This window comes from Oceanospirillum multiglobuliferum (assembly GCF_900167095.1).
In the GTDB taxonomy this organism is placed as follows: Bacteria; Pseudomonadota; Gammaproteobacteria; order Pseudomonadales; family Halomonadaceae; genus Oceanospirillum; species Oceanospirillum multiglobuliferum.
The window spans coordinates 70,288-89,439 of record NZ_FUXG01000002.1 but is presented as its reverse complement, the minus strand read 5'-3'; the positions used below and the strand labels follow the sequence as shown (position 1 = coordinate 89,439).

16 protein-coding genes and 3 tRNA genes are annotated in these 19,152 nt (G+C 45.9%); 5 read left to right on the top strand and 14 right to left on the bottom strand.

Features of this window, described 5'->3' with window-relative positions:
• Positions 1–40: 40 nt before the first annotated feature.
• The 5 genes from adk to B5D26_RS01765 all read right to left on the bottom strand — a co-directional run bounded on the left by adk (position 41) and on the right by B5D26_RS01765 (position 8,048).
• Positions 41–694 (bottom strand): adenylate kinase, encoded by a 654-nt coding sequence (adk, locus tag B5D26_RS01785; RefSeq protein ID WP_078743980.1) that lies wholly within the window; start codon positions 692–694, stop codon positions 41–43.
• A 367-nt stretch (positions 695–1,061) separates the two neighbouring features.
• Positions 1,062–1,730 (bottom strand): LysE family translocator, encoded by a 669-nt coding sequence (locus tag B5D26_RS01780; RefSeq protein ID WP_200810603.1) that lies wholly within the window; start codon positions 1,728–1,730, stop codon positions 1,062–1,064.
• Positions 1,731–1,903: 173 nt separating this feature from the next.
• Positions 1,904–3,880 (bottom strand): dihydrolipoyllysine-residue acetyltransferase, encoded by a 1,977-nt coding sequence (aceF, locus tag B5D26_RS01775; RefSeq protein WP_078743979.1) that lies wholly within the window; start codon positions 3,878–3,880, stop codon positions 1,904–1,906.
• A 123-nt stretch (positions 3,881–4,003) separates the two neighbouring features.
• Positions 4,004–6,670, bottom strand: coding sequence for a pyruvate dehydrogenase (acetyl-transferring), homodimeric type (aceE, locus tag B5D26_RS01770; RefSeq protein WP_078743978.1), 2,667 nt, complete (start codon positions 6,668–6,670; stop codon positions 4,004–4,006).
• 463 nt (positions 6,671–7,133) lie between these two features.
• Positions 7,134–8,048: an ROK family protein gene (locus B5D26_RS01765; protein WP_234985149.1), complete on the bottom strand. Its 915-nt coding sequence runs from the start codon at positions 8,046–8,048 to the stop codon at positions 7,134–7,136.
• A gap of 194 nt (positions 8,049–8,242) precedes the next feature.
• On the opposite strand from B5D26_RS01765, the gene B5D26_RS01760 reads away from it, so the two are divergent.
• Entirely contained in the window at positions 8,243–8,803 is a 561-nt protein-coding gene (locus B5D26_RS01760; RefSeq protein WP_078743976.1) for a D-sedoheptulose-7-phosphate isomerase, read from the top strand.
• Between the two features lie 49 nt (positions 8,804–8,852).
• Positions 8,853–9,194, top strand: coding sequence for an FKBP-type peptidyl-prolyl cis-trans isomerase (locus B5D26_RS01755; RefSeq protein ID WP_078743975.1), 342 nt, complete (start codon positions 8,853–8,855; stop codon positions 9,192–9,194).
• Between the two features lie 108 nt (positions 9,195–9,302).
• On the opposite strand, the gene nadA is transcribed toward B5D26_RS01755, so the two are convergent.
• The 9 genes from nadA to B5D26_RS01710 form a co-directional block, all read right to left on the bottom strand.
• Positions 9,303–10,346 carry a quinolinate synthase NadA gene (nadA, locus tag B5D26_RS01750; RefSeq protein WP_078743974.1) on the bottom strand — a complete coding sequence of 348 codons (1,044 nt, stop codon included), beginning with the start codon at positions 10,344–10,346 and terminating at the stop codon, positions 9,303–9,305.
• A 269-nt stretch (positions 10,347–10,615) separates the two neighbouring features.
• Positions 10,616–10,691: transfer RNA gene (locus B5D26_RS01745), tRNA-Lys, on the bottom strand.
• A 186-nt stretch (positions 10,692–10,877) separates the two neighbouring features.
• Positions 10,878–10,953, bottom strand: a tRNA-Lys gene (locus B5D26_RS01740).
• A gap of 74 nt (positions 10,954–11,027) precedes the next feature.
• Positions 11,028–11,103, bottom strand: a tRNA-Lys gene (locus B5D26_RS01735).
• A 58-nt stretch (positions 11,104–11,161) separates the two neighbouring features.
• On the bottom strand, positions 11,162–11,977 hold the full coding sequence (rluB, locus tag B5D26_RS01730; RefSeq protein WP_078744129.1) for a 23S rRNA pseudouridine(2605) synthase RluB: 816 nt from the start codon (positions 11,975–11,977) through the stop codon (positions 11,162–11,164).
• A gap of 64 nt (positions 11,978–12,041) precedes the next feature.
• The gene (gene scpB, locus B5D26_RS01725; protein ID WP_078743973.1) at positions 12,042–12,878 is read right to left on the bottom strand and encodes an SMC-Scp complex subunit ScpB; all 837 of its coding nucleotides are present in this window, start codon (positions 12,876–12,878) and stop codon (positions 12,042–12,044) included.
• On the bottom strand, positions 12,868–13,794 hold the full coding sequence (locus B5D26_RS01720) for a segregation and condensation protein A (protein WP_078743972.1): 927 nt from the start codon (positions 13,792–13,794) through the stop codon (positions 12,868–12,870). Before B5D26_RS01720 ends, scpB begins: the two co-directional genes overlap by 11 nt.
• Before the next feature lie 267 nt (positions 13,795–14,061).
• Positions 14,062–14,682: an L-threonylcarbamoyladenylate synthase gene (locus tag B5D26_RS01715; RefSeq protein ID WP_078743971.1), complete on the bottom strand. Its 621-nt coding sequence runs from the start codon at positions 14,680–14,682 to the stop codon at positions 14,062–14,064.
• Between the two features lie 87 nt (positions 14,683–14,769).
• The gene (locus tag B5D26_RS01710) at positions 14,770–15,615 is read right to left on the bottom strand and encodes a PHP domain-containing protein (RefSeq protein ID WP_078743970.1); all 846 of its coding nucleotides are present in this window, start codon (positions 15,613–15,615) and stop codon (positions 14,770–14,772) included.
• 179 nt (positions 15,616–15,794) lie between these two features.
• Here B5D26_RS01710 and B5D26_RS01705 point away from each other — a divergent pair, with 179 nt between their 5' ends.
• The 3 genes from B5D26_RS01705 (at position 15,795) to mnmC (ending at position 19,107) form a co-directional block, all read left to right on the top strand.
• Complete coding sequence (locus B5D26_RS01705) at positions 15,795–16,355, top strand: septation protein A (RefSeq protein WP_078743969.1); 561 nt, start codon at positions 15,795–15,797, stop codon at positions 16,353–16,355.
• Between the two features lie 86 nt (positions 16,356–16,441).
• Positions 16,442–16,741 carry a YciI family protein gene (locus B5D26_RS01700; RefSeq protein WP_078743968.1) on the top strand — a complete coding sequence of 100 codons (300 nt, stop codon included), beginning with the start codon at positions 16,442–16,444 and terminating at the stop codon, positions 16,739–16,741.
• Positions 16,742–17,031: 290 nt separating this feature from the next.
• Complete coding sequence (gene mnmC / locus B5D26_RS01695) at positions 17,032–19,107, top strand: bifunctional tRNA (5-methylaminomethyl-2-thiouridine)(34)-methyltransferase MnmC2/FAD-dependent 5-carboxymethylaminomethyl-2-thiouridine(34) oxidoreductase MnmC1 (RefSeq protein ID WP_159445559.1); 2,076 nt, start codon at positions 17,032–17,034, stop codon at positions 19,105–19,107.
• The last annotated feature ends 45 nt before the right edge of the window (positions 19,108–19,152 follow it).

Below are 19,152 nucleotides of genomic sequence, written 5' to 3'. Positions count from 1 at the left end.
CTAGGGTCTATTTAGCGCTTCGCAACAACTGTTTTTAAAACTAAGACAGTGCTGCAAAAACCTTATCACGAATGTCATCTACAGAGCCCACACCCGCAACATGCGTGTATTTTGGCGCTGCTTGAGCATCTTCTACTGCCCATGACTTGTAATAGTCAACTAGCGGTGCAGTTTGCTCATGATAAACGTTCAAGCGGTGACGAACCGTATCTTCTTGGTCATCAGCACGCTGAATCAGCTCTTCACCCGTCACATCATCAATGCCTTCCACTTTTGGTGGATTAAACACAACATGGTAAGTACGGCCAGAAGCAGGGTGTACACGACGACCACTCATACGCTTGATGATCTCTTCGTCTTGAACCGCAATTTCAACCACGTGATCCAACTGAACACCCGCATCTTTCATCGCGTCTGCTTGTGGAATAGTGCGAGGGAAGCCATCAAACAGGAAGCCTGCTTTACAGTCATCCTGAGCAATACGCTCTTTAACCAATGCGATAATCAGGTCATCAGAAACTAAACCACCTGTTTCCATGATCTCTTTCGCTTTTAGACCTAGTTCTGTACCTGCTTTCACCGCAGCGCGCAGCATATCGCCCGTTGAAATTTGCGGAATACCATACTTCTCGCAAATATACTGAGCTTGTGTGCCTTTACCCGCGCCCGGAGCGCCCAACAAAATCAAACGCATGGAATATGCTCCTATAAACCCACTTTCAAAGATTAGCTATCAAACCGTTTATTCTTTCCTATGATAAAACCGCCGGCTCGTCTGGTCTTACCACATAATTTTGCAACCCTACCTCAGCACAAATTTTTGACAAGCCAAACAGCGAATCAAAGCCTGTCACTAAAGGGGGATTCTTATGACTATTAAGCGAGTTAAATCTTAATCATTTGATTTTATTAATTTTTTGCTTAAAAAAACAAAAAAAATCTCTGCAAAAATAGCTTATAAAGCAGAGACAATAACCTTACATACCTACAAAAACAAGAATACGTTCGTTGTAGCTCTTACGGTATAGATTGATCGTTTTGCACTTAGCAGCAGATCACAGTTAAAGGTCTGCTGCTAACTTAATACCAAAGGCCGCCATAATAGAGCCAATCACACCATCAATCCAACGCATTACTTTTTGTTGTTGCAGTAAGTGCTGCGCCCTTGCCACCGCCATAATCAATAACAGCTGCCAAATATTAGCAATCACAAAATGAACACTGGCCAGAAAGAGTGACTTATACAGTGCAGACTCTTCGGGCTGAATAAACTGTGGTAAAAAGGCCATATAAAAAACAACCGTTTTAGGGTTCAGGACATTGCTTAAAAAGCCCTCTCGAAAAGACAGCCCAAGATTAAGGGCTCTCTCTTTTGATACGACGACCTCTCCCGACACAACGTTTGAGCCATCAGCCTCTGCCTTAGGAGCTTGCAATGCCCCCCAAAGGCTTTTAGCCCCCAACCAAATCAGATAGGCCGCACCCGCCAACTTCAAGACAGTAAACAGTGTTGCAGACTGTAACAAAATCAATGAAATACCAGCCGCCGAGACCACCGCATGTACAAACAAACCACAGCAGATCGCAAAGCTGGTCACTAGACCGTCTGTTTTGCCACCACGTAAGGTGTTACGTATAACCAAAACCGTATCAACACCAGGAGCCATTGTCAGCAGCGTAATCGCAATCAAGAAAGTGATAAAACCTGCATCAAAATAACTGAAATCCATTATAGAGGTACTCAAAATAGTTGAGATAAAAGGTTATAAAAGTAGCAGCTCCTATTATACGCAGTGCAAAAAAAAGCGGTATTCCGAAGAATACCGCCACAGGCACATGCATCATCCTAATGCAAAGGAGTTAAACACGACAGTGTGTTTGCAAACCCTTCGGCACAAAGGATCTACATCAACATCTGTCGGATATCAGCTAACACTGCTGCAATAAACGCGGTAAAGCGTGCTGCATCAGCGCCGTTGATCGCACGGTGATCGTATGACAGCGACAACGGCAGCATCTGCCGTGGCACAAAGTCACTACCATTCCACACCGGCTTCATGCTGGCCTTGGAAACACCCAGAATAGCCACTTCTGGCGCATTCACAATAGGTGTAAACGCAGTGCCACCAATCGAGCCTAAACTCGAAATCGTGAAACAACCACCTTTCATGTCGTCGCCTTTCAGTTGCTTCTTCTGTGCTCTTGCGGCCAGATCTGCTGTTTCATCCGCCAGTTGCCATAGCGACTTTTGGTCGACATCGCGAACTACTGGCACAAGTAGTCCATCTGGGGTATCTACAGCAAAACCAATATGCACATATTTTTTCTGAATTAGCTTATCGCCATCAGGGTGCAAAGAAACATTGAACTGAGGGTATTTCTGCAAAGCGTAAGCACAAGCTTTCAAGATAAATGGCATAGGCGTCAGTTTAGCACCGCGCTTATCTGCTTCTGCTTTCATCGACTTACGGAAACTTTCCAGCTCAGTAATATCCGCTTCATCAAACTGCGTCACATGCGGAACGTTTAGCCATGAGCGATGCAAGTTCACCGCACCCGCTTTTAACAAACGCCCCATTGGTTTCTCTTCAATCTCACCAAACTGACTGAAGTCCACCGCAGGAACTGGCGGAATACCTGCGCCACCCGTTATCGCAGGTGCAGCGGCTTTCACTGGTGCCGCTTTCACTTGTTGCATCACCTGTTTCACGTACAACTGAACATCTTCTTTCAGAATACGGTCGCGGGGGCCTGTTGGTGTCACATCTAATAGATCAACCCCAAACTCACGGGCAATCATACGCACCGCAGGACCTGCATGTACTTTGCCAGTTTTACGACCTGTATTACTGTTGTCTACAGGAGCTGGGCTCACAGCAGCCACAGGAGCAGAAACGGGAGCTGCGGCAGAAGCAACAGGCGCTGAGACAGATGCAGAGGCTGCTGCTGGAACAACCGCTGAATCAGCCTCCATCACTTCCATCACGCCAATCAGATCACCCACATTCAGGGTTTGACCTTCTTTCACATTAAACTCAACCAGTTTACCTGTAAAAGGAGCCGGTACTTCCATTGTGGCTTTGTCAGTTTCTAACACTAACAAGGCATCTTCAGCCTTCAGCTGATCACCCACCGCCACTGAAACTTCAATCACGGGTACATCGGTGTTACCACTTAGATCAGGTACACGCACTTCTTTACGTACAGGGCCAACCGCCGCTGTCGGCGCAGGTGCTACCGCAGGTACTTGTGCTACAGGCGCTGCCGCTTGAGGGGCTGGCGCGGCTTGAGCAACAGGTGCACTGCCGACTGTTTCCAGTTTAATAATGGCGTGGCCTTCGCTGACTTTAGCACCCGTGCTCACCAAAATTTCAACAACTTTACCTGCAAAAGGTGCAGGAATTTCCATAGAGGCTTTGTCAGACTCTAGTACGATTAAAGTGTCTTCAGCCGCTACAGTGTCACCCACTGCTACGCTGATTTCGATCACTTCAACCTCACCGCTGTCACCAATATCAGGCACGTTAACGGTTTGCACTTGGCTGACAGTTGCAGCAGGGGCTGAAGCTGCTACAGGTGCAATAGGGGCTGGCGCTGAAGTAGGAGCCGGAGCCGCTTGAACCGGAGCTTGTGCTACCGCACCAGCCACTTCTAACTCAAGAATCACACTACCTTCACTAACAGCATCACCCAAGTTAACGCTGATCGACTTCACCACACCCGCTTTCGGGCTAGGAATATCCATTGAAGCCTTATCAGACTCCAATACAATTAAAGATTGCTCGACTTCAACTGTGTCGCCCACGGCAACACAAATTTCAATCACTTGCACATCGGAATCACCGCCGATATCCGGTACTTTGATAGTTTCAGTACTCAAAGCTCTTGCTCCTATCCTATGTCTGGCCTTGGCCAGTTTGAACTTGCGAAACGGCTTGTCGGTAAATGACTCATCAGCAAAACGTTTTGGTTAACGCTGATGAGCCTTGATGTCACAAAGTAATTAACAAGTCAGCGGATCGCATTTTTCAGGATCAATGTTGTATTTCGCCATGGCCTGTGCCACCACTTTACGCTCAATCTCGCCACGATCGGCCAGTGAACGTAGCGCTGCAATCACAACAAAATGGCGGTCAACTTCAAAGAAGTGACGTAGTTTTTCACGGGTATCAGAGCGACCAAAACCATCAGTACCCAACACACGGTAATCTGTTGGAATGAAGCTGCGTACTTGATCAGCGTGCAGTTTCATATAGTCAGTTGATACAATTACAGGGCCTTGACGATCTTTCAGACACTGAGTGATATAGGCTTGTTTTGGCTCTGCGTCTGGGTGCAGGAAGCTCCAACGATCAGCGGCTAAACCTTCACGGCGTAGTTCGTTAAAGCTGGTCACACTCCAGATATCTGACTCAACGCCAAAGTCTGCTTTGAGTAGCTCTGCCCCTGCGATGACTTCGCGCAGGATAGTACCTGAACCCATCAACTGTACTTTTAGCTTCGCCTCAGCACCTTCTTTCAGCAGGTACATCCCCTTGATGATGCCTTCTTCGGCACCCTCAGGCATGGCTGGCTGCTCGTAGTTTTCGTTCATCGTCGTTAGGTAGTAGAAGCAGTTTTCCTGATCTTCGTACATACGACGCAAACCATCTTGCACAATCACCGCCAGCTCATACGCATAAGCAGGGTCATAAGTGCGACAGTTTGGAATGGTGCCTGCCAGAATATGGCTGTGACCGTCTTGGTGTTGTAAACCTTCGCCATTCAGCGTAGTACGACCCGCAGTACCACCAATTAAGAAACCTTTAGCCTGAATATCACCTGCTAGCCATGCAATATCGCCAATACGTTGGAAGCCAAACATGGAGTAGTAGATGTAGAACGGGATCAGTGCATAGTTGTGGTTACTGTAGCTCGAACCTGCTGCAACCCAAGCCGACATTGCACCTGCTTCTGAAATACCTTCTTCCAGAATTTGACCCTGCTTGTCCTCTTTATAGAACATGATCTGGTCAGCATCTTCAGGCTTGTATTTTTGGCCTTCAGAAGTGTAAATACCCAGCTGACGGAACATGCCTTCCATACCAAAAGTACGGGCTTCATCCGGTACAATCGGTACAACACGCTCACCAATTGCTTTATCTTTGACCAAGCCTGAAAGAATACGCACAAACGCCATAGTGGTCGAAATTTCGCGATCACCTGAGCCTTTCAATTGCGCTTCAAAAATCTTGTTGTCTAATTTTGGTATTGATAGCGGTTCAAACGACTTACGACGTGCAGGCAGATAACCGCCCAAACGCTCACGCTGAGCACGCATATATTGCATCTCAGGGCTATCGTCAGAAGGCTTATAGAATGGCACAGATTCCAACTGCTCATCAGACAGCGGAATACCAAAGCGATCACGGAATTTCTTCAAACCTGCCATCTGTAGTGATTTAACAGAGTGGGTATCGTTTTTCGCTTCGCCATCTTCACCAATACCGTAACCTTTAACGGTGTGCGCTAGAATCACCGTTGGTTTGCCAGTGGTGTTCACCGCTTCATGGTAAGCTGCATAAACCTTGTACGGATCATGGCCGCCACGGTTCAAACGGTAGATATCTTCATCCGACATATCCTTAACCATATCAGCCAGTTCAGGATATTTACCGAAGAAATGCTCACGGGTATAAGCACCGCCTTTCTGTTTGTAGTTTTGGTACTCACCATCCACCACTTCATCCATGCGCTTCTGCATGATGCCTTTGCTATCACGCTCAAACAGTGGATCCCAGAAACGTCCCCAAACCACTTTGATCACATTCCAGCCTGCTCCACGGAACACGCCTTCCAGTTCGGTGATAATGCTACCGTTACCACGAACAGGGCCATCAAGACGCTGTAGGTTACAGTTGATCACGAAAATCAGATTATCCAGTTTTTCACGACCCGCCAAAGAGATCGCACCCAAGGTTTCTGGCTCGTCACACTCACCATCGCCTAAGAAAGCCCAAATCTTGCGATCATACATCGCTTTCTTTTCACGGCTGTCTAGATACTTCATCACGTGCGCTTGGTAAATCGCACCCAATGGACCAAGACCCATAGATACCGTTGGGAACTGCCAATAGTCTGGCATCAACCAAGGGTGTGGATAAGATGAAAGGCCATTGCCGTCCACTTCTTGACGGAAGTTATTCAACTGGTCTTCCGTTAAGCGGCCTTCAAGGAATGAACGCGCATAAACACCCGGTGCCGTGTGGCCTTGGATGTAGACTAGATCACCTTCGAAGTCATCTTTAGGTGCGCGGAAGAAATAGTTAAAGCCAACATCGTACAGGGTCGCACTCGACATAAAGCTAGAGATATGACCGCCAATACCTGGGTTTTTCTTGTTGGCGCGCATCACCATCGCCATCGCGTTCCAACGGATCAAAGAGCGAATACGACGCTCCATAAATAGATCACCCGGCATACGGGCTTCACAGTGAACCGGAATGGTGTTGCGGTGAGGGGTAGTAACCGAGAACGGTGCTTGCACGCCATCACGACGCAAACGATTGCCCAGTTCACTTAATAGGAACTGTGCACGATCTTCTCCCTCACGATCCAAAACAGAACCTAAGGCATCTAACCACTCTTCCGTTTCAATTGGATCAAGATCTTCTCGTATATCCAGACTCATATTGTTTACTCTCCGCATATTTCCGATTCAGCCGCACCACCGATAAGGTGGTTAATTTCCAGTGCAACATCCTGTTGAGATGTATCTTGTAGTTAATTTACACCGAAATTATGACTGCCTTTTTAATCTGCTGCAAAACTCTGAGATTTTTTTCTCTCGTTCTGCCACCGTCTTTTCGCTTTTGCGAGATAAAATCCGCTCTTAACCCGCATGAAGCCTGAGCTTTAACCGACTCTCTATTTTTGATAAACAAAGGTCAGTTGCTCGAAATAAGTTTTGTAAAAATACTACAAAAATAAGGAAACTCAAAATACAAAGATCAAAAATGCGCCTTAAAAAGGGCAAATACCAGACAAAAGTATAGTTAAATTTCAAAAAATGGGGGTTTATTGGCTAATTTCCACACAAATGGATTCAGCCGACAATATCCTTGTAGTCAACTACAAGACTGTATGAGTGCACGCTACAACGCTAACCAAGCAGCCCCGCGTACACCACTTGAATCACCATATTGAGGCGCTTTTATTTGAGTTAATACTTGATCAGAAAACACAAAGTTCGGTAAAAATAGAGGCACTTGCTTATAAATCGCCTCGATGTTACTCAAGCCACCTCCCAACACAATCACGTCAGGATCAACAATATTGATCACTGCTGCTAAAGCTGCGGCCAGCTGCTCAGCATAGGCATTTAGTGCTTGCTGCGCACACTCATCCTTTTGTCCTGCCAACATGACAATCTCTGGCACTGCCAATATTTCTAGATTTTGACAGAGCTGTTGATAAGTTTGGCGCAACCCTGCACCAGACAAAAAGGTTTCAACGCAATTCAAACGACCACAATAACAAGCACGATCAGGCCAGCCAGCACGTACAATTTCAGGCATTAAATTATGCCCCCACTCACCTGCAATTCGATTAACCCCTTGCAGTAGCCTGCCATTCAACACCAAACCACCACCAACACCTGTACCTAAGATCACTCCAAAAACAGATTGAGCACCTTGACCCGCGCCATCAACCGCCTCAGATAACGCAAAACAGTCAGCATCATTGGCTAAAAATACCTTTCGATTCAAACGAGACTCTAAGTCTTGCAACAACGGCTGATCATTTAAGCAGGTCGAGTTACAGTTTTTCATTCGATTAGTCAGTGTCGATATCGCACCCGGCGTACCAATACCAATGGCTGAAAAAATACCAAATTGCCGATCAGCCTCTTGTACTAAAGCGTCAATTGCAGCCAAAGTAGCAAGATAATCCCCTTGAGGTGTTGGCAAACGCTGACAAAAAAATCGCTTACCTGATCGATTTAATACCACAGCTTCAATTTTAGTACCTCCCAAATCAAGACCTAAATAGTACTTAGACTGGTTCACAAAATACCCCCATAAAACCCCAACAAGCTCATTGTTTTGTTCTTTTAGCGCCCTGCATCGAACTAGGATACAATCAGACGCAGATACACCGTTCATTACCGCCAAGCTTACACTGCGGTTTTAAGCCATCTCAAGCAATCCAATGCTGATTTAATATTCAACACTGTCACGCTAAAAATAGAGGATGATTTTTCATGAGTTTTCTCAGTACCCTGCAACGTCATCTCGATACTTTTCAACAGCTAAGCGCCTATGAACCCGCAGTGATAGCACTCGCAAATCATGTGGAAGACTGTATCCGTAATGGCGGCAAAGTGCTGTTTATGGGCAATGGTGGCAGCGCCGCTGACAGCCAGCACTTAGCGGCAGAATTTGTCGTGCGCTACAAAATGGAACGTCCAACAATGGCAGCCATCGCATTAACAACAGACACTTCTATACTAACGGCTCATGCCAATGACTATAGCTTTGCCACAGTGTTCAGCCGCCAAATGGAAGCCCTAGCAAAACCTGAAGATATTGTGATTGGCCTGTCCACCTCAGGTAACAGCGCCAATATTATTGACGCCATAAAAGTGGCCAAGTCGATTGGCTGTTACACCTACGCATGGACAGGTGCGTCTGGTGGTGAACTGGCCAACATTTCCGACACAACGTTGCGCATGCCCTCCACCGAAACTGCTCGCATTCAAGAAGCACACATGCTGATCGGCCATTGGCTATGTGAAGAGATGGACAATCGTTTCGCAGGCTAAACAAAGCCTATACAAACAGAGCGTAATTATTTACAGATAGGTTTATTGAATGTCTGCTGAAGTTAAAATTGAAGACATAGAGGTCGGCACAGGCACCATGATCAAAAAAGGTGCCTTAATTAAAGCTCACTACCGTGGCTTTTTAGAAGATGGCACCGAGTTTGACAGCTCATACCGTAAGGGCATTCCCTTTGAAACAGTATTGAGTGCGCGCCGTGTGATTCAAGGCTGGGTACTCGGTTTGAAAGAGATGCGCGAAGGCGGCAAACGCAAACTTTTTGTGCCTGCGGAGCTGGGTTATGGCGAACGCCAAGTGGGCGAAATGATTCCAGCAAACTCTAATCTGATTTTTGAGATTGAGCTGTTAGAAGTGCTGAACAGAGATGATTAAGGCTCTTTAGCCAAACCCCAAAGCAAAAAGGTGATGCCAAATGCATCACCTTTTTTATTGAGCAAGTTTAGCGCCCTACGCTTAATCCTGCACTTATCGTACCTATACCTACTTACCAAAATTCAGCATGCGCGTCAGTGGCAGCATCGCTTTTTCACCAAGCTCAGTGTCCACGGTGATCTCTTGATCACCTGTTTTCAGCACTTGCTCTAGGGCGTCTAACTCGTTCATCGCCATCCAAGGGCAGTGAGCACAGCTACGACAAGTCGCGCCCGAACCGGCAGTAGGAGCCTCTACAAAACGCTTATCTGGGCACTGTTGCTGCATTTTGTAGAAAATGCCACGGTCTGTTGCCACAATAAAGGTGCTATTGGGCATGGTCTTTGCGGCATTAAGCAGTTGAGAGGTTGAGCCCACCACATCAGCCACCTCTACCACTGAAGCCGGAGACTCTGGGTGAACCAGCACAGCAGCATCTGGATAGACTTTTTTCAGGTCTAAAACGCCTTTGGCTTTAAACTCTTCATGTACGATACAAGCGCTGTCCCACAGGAGCATATCAGCACCTGTTTTATTCTGAACGTATCCACCTAAGTGCTTATCGGGCGCCCAAATGATTTTTTCGCCTTTATCTTTTAAGTGTTCAACCACTTCCAATGCAATGCTTGAGGTGACCACCCAATCTGCTCGTGCTTTAACGGCCGCTGATGTATTGGCATAAACCACAACGGTGCGATCAGGGTGCTGGTCACAGAAGGCGCTGAATTCATCAACAGGACAGCCGATATCCAGTGAGCAAGTCGCTTCTAAGGTCAGCATCAAGACGCGCTTTTCTGGACTTAAAATTTTGGCGGTTTCACCCATAAAGCGCACACCTGCCACAATCAAGGTTGACGCAGGGTGATTGGCGCCAAAGCGTGCCATCTCTAATGAATCGGCAATGCAGCCCCCTGTTTCTTCAGCTAGGGCTTGAATGTAGTCAGGTGTGTAGTAATGCGCGACAAGTACCGCATCCTGCTCTTGTAGCAGCTGTTTAATGCGCGCGATTTGTGCGGCTTGCTGCTCTGCATTTACGGGGATATCACCCTGATGCTGACTTCCCAATTGAGAAAGATGCTCTCGAACCAGAGCTTGGTCTTGTTGCGTACTCATGGACTGAACCCAACCCTAACAAAGCATTGCCATAGTTAAGGCAAACCAAAACATAGCAATGCCAATCAATGAATTGTAACGATAAGAGAAGCACTATTACGGGTGTAACCGCTTCTATTTGAGGGCGGAAATACTAGCACAGATTGAACCGGGGTGAGGAGTAAAACTACTGATAAGCCTAAAGCAAGGTATTTGCGGCCCTGCTGCTTTATTATAAATAATTCAGACAAAAAAATAGCCGCATATTGCTATGCGGCTATTTTAGAATTTGGTGGGTCGTATAGGATTCGAACCTATGGCCAATTGGTTAAAAGCCAACTGCTCTACCAACTGAGCTAACGACCCCTTTAGTACTCGCGTATTCTATCAACTCATCCAGAAAAATCAAGCTTTAAAATCAATATGTTATATGATTTATTATGCTTTATACCGCGCTAGCCTTTCATACTCGGATCAGGGGTTTAGCCTGTCATGCTATTTGATTTTTCAAGCAAAAAAAAACCGCATATTGCTATGCGGTTTTTTAGAATCTGGTGGGTCGTATAGGATTCGAACCTATGACCAATTGGTTAAAAGCCAACTGCTCTACCAACTGAGCTAACGACCCTATATCAGCTTATTTATCTTTATAGCACCGTTGGTAGGCAAGCGCATAATAAATAAGTGATTTTAACTGTTGAATGGTGGGTCGTATAGGATTCGAACCTATGACCAATTGGTTAAAAGCCAACTGCTCTACCAACTGAGCTAACGACCCTTCAACATGGGCGCAAAGTATACTGATATATTTTGCGCGCGCAAGTCTTTTTACAAATTTATTTCGTCTGCTCTTGTTTTGGGCGCGAATGCTTGTTCACATTACGGATCGCACGAGTCTTTTTACGCTGACGATCAATCTTCTCACGATTTTCAGTGGTGTCACGTTTGCGACGCTTTGGCAGCCCTGTTAGCTCAGTCAGCTGATCAATCTCTTGCTGTGTTAATTCAATCCACTCACCTGCACGGGCGCGCTTGTCTAAGAAAATACTGCCGTAACGTACACGTTTCAGACGACTTACGGTTAAACCTTGCGATTCCCAAAGGCGGCGTACTTCACGGTTACGCCCTTCCATGATCACAACGTGGAACCATGTATTGATGCCTTCACCGCCAAACTCTTGCACATCGGTGAATTTAGCTAGACCGTCTTCTAGCATTACGCCTTCTACCATATTTTTCACATGCTCTGGCTGCACATCACCCATCACACGTACCGCGTATTCACGCTCGATCTGTTGAGAAGGGTGCATCAAGCGGTTAGCCAGTTCACCGTCGGTGGTAAACAGTAGTAGGCCACTGGTATTGATATCCAAACGACCAATTGAGATCCAACGTTCGCCTTTTAGCTTTGGTAGACGGTCAAATACTGTACGACGACCCTGCGGATCATTACGGGTACACAATTCACCTTCTGGCTTGTTGTACATGATGACACGGCGCGGCACATCTTCTTCTGCGGTCAGTTTGATCTGACGACCATGAATTGCCACCATATCCTGCATACTGACGCGATCACCCAGTGTCGCAGTTTTACCATTAATGGTAATTTCACCACTTTCGATCAGACGTTCCATCTCACGACGTGAACCCATACCGCTACGCGCCAATACTTTTTGTAGTTTTTCTGTTTTAACTTCGTTCACACAAATGCCTATTTTATTGATCAGTGTCGGGTATCAGCGGCTGTTTGGGCGCGTCTACCTCGTCATTTATTTTAAAATCGTCAAGGTTTGGCTCTTCTACTTGATTGAGCCGAGCCTCTAAACGCTCAGATAAAGCGGTAAAAGTTAAAGCAGACTCGTCTTCAGGCGAGTCTGTATTCTGGTTCTGTTTTTGGTTGGCCTCATCTTCAGCATGCTCGGCCAATGCCTGAGCCAACATCTGTCGACGCTTCTCTTCTTGTGCCGCAATCATTTTGGCTTCTTCAGCGGCAATGGCTGCTTGTTGCTGCGCCTCTAAACTTTCGCCTAACGCTCTAATTTCTGAAAGTGTTGGCAGCCCATCGAGAGTCTTTAAATTAAAATAGTCTAGAAACTGTCGAGTGGTCGCGTACATTGCAGGACGACCAGGTACATCACGATAGCCAATTACACGTACCCACTCACGCTCTAATAAGGTTTTCATGATAGAACTACTGACCGTAACGCCTCGAATCTCTTCAATATCACCACGGGTCACGGGCTGCCGATAAGCCACTAATGCCAATGTTTCTAACAATGCTCGTGAGTATTTTTGTGGCCGCTCTTGCCATAAGCGCGAAATTCGATGCCCATATTGCGCTCGCGCTTGAATACGCCAGCCGCTAGCCAGCTCAATCAGCTCTATGCCTCGGCCTTGGTAGTCCTCTACTAACTCACTCAAAACAGTTCGAATAAGGCTACGCGCTGGTCGCTCAAACTCATCAAATATCTGCTCTAGTTGTTCCAATGACAACGGTTGATCTGCCGCCATCAATACTGCTTCGAATAACGGTTTGAGCTGCTCAACCTTCATCCGCTACCTCTTTGTTAACATACTCGCCATCTAGTTCGTATGGGCTTTCTGATTCAAACTCAGCAGCCACTTCATCTTGCCAATCATCATCTGATCCATCACCTTGATCAGGCTGCAAGGTACGCGCACGCACATAAATAGGACTGAAAGGTTCTGTTTGCACTAGATCAACCAGATGGCTTTTCACCAGTTCCATCAGCGCTAAGAAAGTGACGACAACACCTAACCGTCCCTCTTCAACCTTAAACAGGCGTTCAAACAACATATACTGTTGTTCTGACAGTAACTCTAAGATCTGCGCCATACGCTCTCGGGTAGACAGCGGTTCCATTTCGATATGATGGTGCGCTTGCCGATCAACACGTTTTAAAATTAAGGCCATCGCCACCATCACTTCATTCAAATCAACTTCAGGTGGTGGACGATAACTCTCATACTCAGGCACTAGCACTTGAGCTGGAAAAATATCACGCTCTTGCCGTGGTAGCTGATCAAGTTTCTCGGCGGCTTCTTTTAATTGTTCATACTCTTGCAGCCTACGAATCAGTTGCGCCCGTGGGTCTTCGTCGTCTTCATCTTCTGTATTATGGCTACGTGGCAATAAAGAGCGTGACTTAATTTCAGTCAATAGCGCAGCCATCACCAGATACTCACCCGCAAGACCGATTTCTAGCTCCTGCATAAGCTCCATATACTCCATATATTGACGCGTGATATGTGCGACATTAATGGCCAATATATCGAGATTTTGCTTACGGATCAGATAAAGCAGAAGGTCAAGTGGGCCCTCAAATGTCTCTAAAAAAACACGTAACGCCTCAGGAGGAATATAAAGATCAACAGGGACTTCGGTAACGGTTTCGTCACCCACTCGCGCCCAAAATTCAAGTTGTTCAGACGGCACTAAAGCACTCATGAAAATATCCTATGAGTGATTTGAATTGAGTAAAAAACCTCAATAGAGTTTTGAGAGGAAAGGCTTTTCCAGTCAACCGTCACGGCCGTCTGTCTCCTAAATAGCGATGTCATGCAATATTCTGCAAGATAAGAAACGCTGATTCTATACAGACTAATCCCATCTGAACAGTTTAAATTGTGCTAGGAAGCAGGCTGAATCAGGCGCTTTAGCAATAAGCGCTTGATTCAATTATTGAAACCGAAATTTATTGATGACTGTTAAGTCTCACACAAAAGGGGAAATATCACCTTTACCTTCACGCACTATCACAGGTGGTAACTCACGTAAATCCACAACTGAAGTGGCTTCCATTGAACAAGCGCCACCATCAATAATCAGATCGAGTGTGTGTTCTAGCTGTAATCGAATCTCATAAGGGTCAGTTTCAGGCAGTTCTTGCCCCGGTAATATCAAGGTCGTGCTCATCAGCGGCTCACCTAACTCAGCCAACAGCGCCAAGGTGATTTTATGATCAGGAATACGCACACCAATAGAGCGGCGTTTGGGATGCAACAGTAAACGCGGCACCTCTGTAGTGGCATCCAAAATAAAGGTATAAGCCCCCGGCGTATGTGCTTTGAGTAGGCGATACACCGCATTGTCTACCTTGGCATAATTGGAGATATCTGACAGATCACTGCACACCAAAGTAAAATTATGCTTTTGATCCAATTGACGAATACGTTTGATAGTCTCAATGGCTTTTTTATCCGCCAATTGGCAGCCTAGGGCATACCCAGAATCTGTTGGATAAGCGATGACACCGCCCTTGCGAATAATTTCAACCGCTTGGCGAATTAAACGCTCCTGAGGATTCTCAGGGTGTAATTGAAAGAACTGACTCATGATATTTCCTTACTTGATAAACTTAACGAAGAGCCAACTTGATTCTTCAACTTGCTGCAAAATCGTTCATGCATATGCATTTTGTGTCTAGTGTTCCTGCCAGTCTAGCCACACCGGTGCTACAGTTTCTGGTAATGCACTAAATTTACCCGGCAGCTGCCACTGGGTCACAAAGTGAAAGTCACTGCCTGAACTGGCTTTTAAATCATACTCTTTAGCCAGCTGCGCCATATAGTGCGTCTGGTCATGGCTTTGCATACCAGAAACCACTTCCATCGCATCACCACCACAAGTTTTAAAGGCTTTTAGTAGTGCGCGACGCTTCATATTGGTCATTTTATAATGCAATGGGTGAGCCAACACAGCTTGACCACCTGCGGCATGAATCCACTGCACAGCCTGCTCAATTTCGGGCCAAAAGCTTTTTACATCCCCTTTTTTACCCGCTCCCAAGTATTTTTTAAACGCTTCTTGTGGATGATCAACCAGCCCCTCTGCCACTAAGACAGCTGCAAAATGAGGTCGACCAATTTCACCACCATTAGCCTGTTGTGCCGCTTTTTCAAATAACTGCTCAACACCTAAACCAGACAAACGTTCTGCAATTAACTGTGCACGCTGTAAACGCGAGTGCTGTTGAATAGCCAAACCCTCCAGCAGATCCGGCTGATGAATATCCAAGTTTAAACCGACAATATGAATATTTTGCTTACTCCATGTGGTAGAGATTTCAACACCCGCAATCAGATTAATCCCTTCAACCAATGCCGCTTTTTGTGCTTCTTCAATACCCGATACCGTATCATGATCGGTAAGCGCTAAGGTATGTACGCCCTGTTTGGCTGCTAAAGCAACCAGCTCGCTGGGTGTTAATTTACCATCTGAACAAGTAGAGTGGCTGTGCAGATCAAAACCTGACCAGTATCGATTCATAACTTACCTTTGCTGAGTTACAGAACCCATTTTTAGATCACAGGTCTATAACAGATCGCAGGCCAGCTGAAATAACATAGACTCTTGTCTGTTCTCAGCCTGATACCTGTAAAAAAAACGCTCGACGTGCGAAGATTGCCGTCATCCCATAAGTATGAAAGACAAGTGCCTATAACACCATGAAATTACTTTTAGATTTTTTCCCCATCGCCATCTTCTTTGGCGTTTACCATTACACCAAAGACATGATTTTGGCGACTGCGGTGCTAATTCCGGCCACCATTTTACAAGTACTGATTGGCTGGTATAAAACCCGAAAAATTGAAAAAATGCACATCATCACCTTAGTCCTCATCATTGTGATGGGCGGGGCTACGGTACTGTTACAAGACAAAACCTTTATTCAATGGAAGCCTACTGTAGTGAACTGGTTATTTGCAGCGGCTTTTGCTGGTAGCTATATCATTGGCAAAAAGCCCCTGATTCAGCGCATGATGGGTGCTCAAATTGAATTGAGCCAACCGCTATGGAACAAACTCAACGCCTATTGGATTGCGTTCTTCCTACTGATGGGTGTCGTCAATATTGCAGTGTTTACTTATTACAGCGAAGAAGCTTGGGTCAACTTTAAGCTCTTTGGTATGTTAGGTTTAACTTTGATATTTATCGTCGCCCAAGGCATTTGGCTTACTCGCCATATCAAAACAGACTCAACAGAACAATCTGAGCGCGATGTTTAAGCGCTATATAGAAATACACTGTTGATTAATTGATTGAAAAGCCCACTTTTATTTGGCTATTTTTTAGCGGTTTTGGAGATTTCGTTATGTTGTATGCTTTTATCTGTCAGGACAAAGAAGGCACACTAGAGCAACGTATGCAGGCACGTCCTGATCATCTTGCACGCTTACAGCAGCTACAGCAGGAGGGACGGTTAATTATTGCAGGTCCACACCCTGCCATTGATAGCGAAGACCCAGGTTCCGCAGGTTTTACAGGCAGCTTAGTTGTGGCTGAGTTTGATTCTTTAGAGGCTGCACAAGCATGGGCAGATGCAGACCCTTACTTCAGCGCTGGCGTTTATGAGAAAGTAACGGTTAAGCCTTTCCGCAAAGTACTGCCTTAAATGAAAGTACCCTATTAAATTAAGACTTATCTGCCAAGGATGGCCTGTCACTGATCACAAACCAGTCATACCCATAATTGTAGTGTTATCGTTACAATCATAGTCCTGTCACTAACATGGCAATATATCAAATACAACCAATTGTATTTATTGATATTTTTTAACTTGCCAACAGAATCTGTGGATAACTTTGTGGATCAGATCAGGACAGATTCTCTGACAGCCTATTCCCTAACGTTAAGGCTCAATCTGTTTATTTTTTAACCACCTTTTTGCTTTCGGATCACAACGTGCTCAACAATCAAAATCACTATCAGGTTTTACAACATGCCAAGCTCGACTGGGATGAAAATGCTTTGCCCTTATCGAGTGAGTTTGATGATGTGTACTTCTCGAAAGCCAGTGGTTTAGATGAAACGCGCTATGTGTTTCTGCAACACAACCAGTTGCCCGAGCGCTGGCAAAACTTCGATTACAGCGCAGGACAAAGCTTTGTTATTGCCGAAACAGGCTTTGGTACAGGTTTAAACTTTTTATGTGCGTGGCAAGCTTTTCAACAAACTGCACCTGAAACAGCAAGCCTGCATTTTATCTCTGTGGAAAAGTTTCCGCTGCGGTTAGACGATCTAAAAAAATCGCTCAGTTTATGGCCTGAACTACAGGTTTTTGCAGAACAATTGATCGAAGCTTACCCTCTTCCCATTGGCGGCGTACATCGTCGTCACTTTGCAGAAGGCCGCGTACAGTTAACCTTATTGCAGGGTGATGCCAGCACACTATTTTCAAGCCTTGAAGCCAAAGTAGATGCTTGGTTTTTAGATGGTTTTGCACCTGCGAAAAATCCAGAAATGTGGACAGATGAGCTTTTTCAGGCCATACGCCGTTTAAGCGATCACGGTACTACCGTTGCCACATTTACCGCTGCGGGTATTGTTCGCAACGGATTAAAAGCGGCAGGCTTTGACGTCAAAAAAGTGAAAGGCTTTGGTCGCAAGCGTCACATGGTCTGTGGTGAATTGATCATCAAGAATGGGCAACCTGTGCAAACAATAAACCCAGCACCTGATGTAATACCAATCGAACCACTCCCATTGGCACAGCCTTGGCGTACAACACCTTGGTTTCAGCCGCCCAGTAAAAGCCAAATAACTAAAACATTACATTGTGCAGTTATCGGTGCGGGCATTGCAGGCACCACAAGCGCGCAAGCATTAGCGCGCCAAGGTTATAAAGTCAGTTTAATAGATCAGGCCACAAGCGCGGGTAGTGCAGGTTCAGGGAATCGTCAAGGGGTGCTTTATATCAAGCTGGGTACAGAGCCATCCCCCCATAGCCAGTTTTATTTATCAGGCTTTGAGTTCTCAAGGCACTATTTCCAGCGTTATGCACAACCCGAAAATTGGCAAGCCACTGGGGTTTTGCAACTGGCAACTGATGATAAAGAGCAACAGCGTCAACGTAACTTTTTACAACGCAACACCTTACCAGAACAGCTGCTTTACGCTGTGGATACAGCACAGGCCAGTAACTTAGCAGGAACAGCACTGGGCACTGGCGGTTTATTCTATCCCAATGCAGGCTGGGCAAAACCTGCACGCTTATGCGAACAGTTTAGCCTGCATCAAAATATTGAGTTCCTTACCAACTGCACTGTAGATCAGTTGCAGCCCTGCGAACAAGGCTGGCAGCTGCTCAACGCTGCCGGAGAGGTGATAGTTGAAGCGCAACAGGTTGTGATCGCCTGTGCAGCCAGCGCCAAAAAGTTCAGTCAATGTGCTTGGCTACCCATAAAGTCAATTCGTGGGCAAACCACCTATATTCAGACTCAGAGCAACAGTCCAATCCTGAAAACTGTTGTCTGCCACGAGGGTTATATAGCCCCAGCTATTGACGATAAATTATGTATGGGGGCAAGTTTTAATCTGCGGGATGAAACAACCGAACTACGCATGTCGGATCAAGTTGATAATCTGGCGATGATTAAAGATGCAATGCCTGCTTTTTACCAAGCCCTTGAAGACAGCCAAACCGATATAACAAGTTTAAACGGCAAGGTCGGCTTTCGTTGTGCCAGCCCAGACTACTTACCCTTGGTGGGCCCTTTGCCTATTTATGATCAGTTTATCGAAAGTTATGGCGCACTACGCCAAGATGCCAAAGCAATGCCTGATACCGCGCCAAGCTATCACCAAGGTTTATATCTAAATATTGGTCATGGCTCACGGGGCTTAGCCAGCGCACCACTGGCAGCAGAAATGATTTGTAGCTATATCACAGGGCAACCTCAGCCCCTAGAAAGAGAGTTGCTCAACGCTCTACAGCCCAGTAGATTTATTATTAAAAGCTTAATACGCAAAAAAGTTTAGGCCATCAAAACGGAGTAGGCTCCGTGAAACATCATGCAATAATAT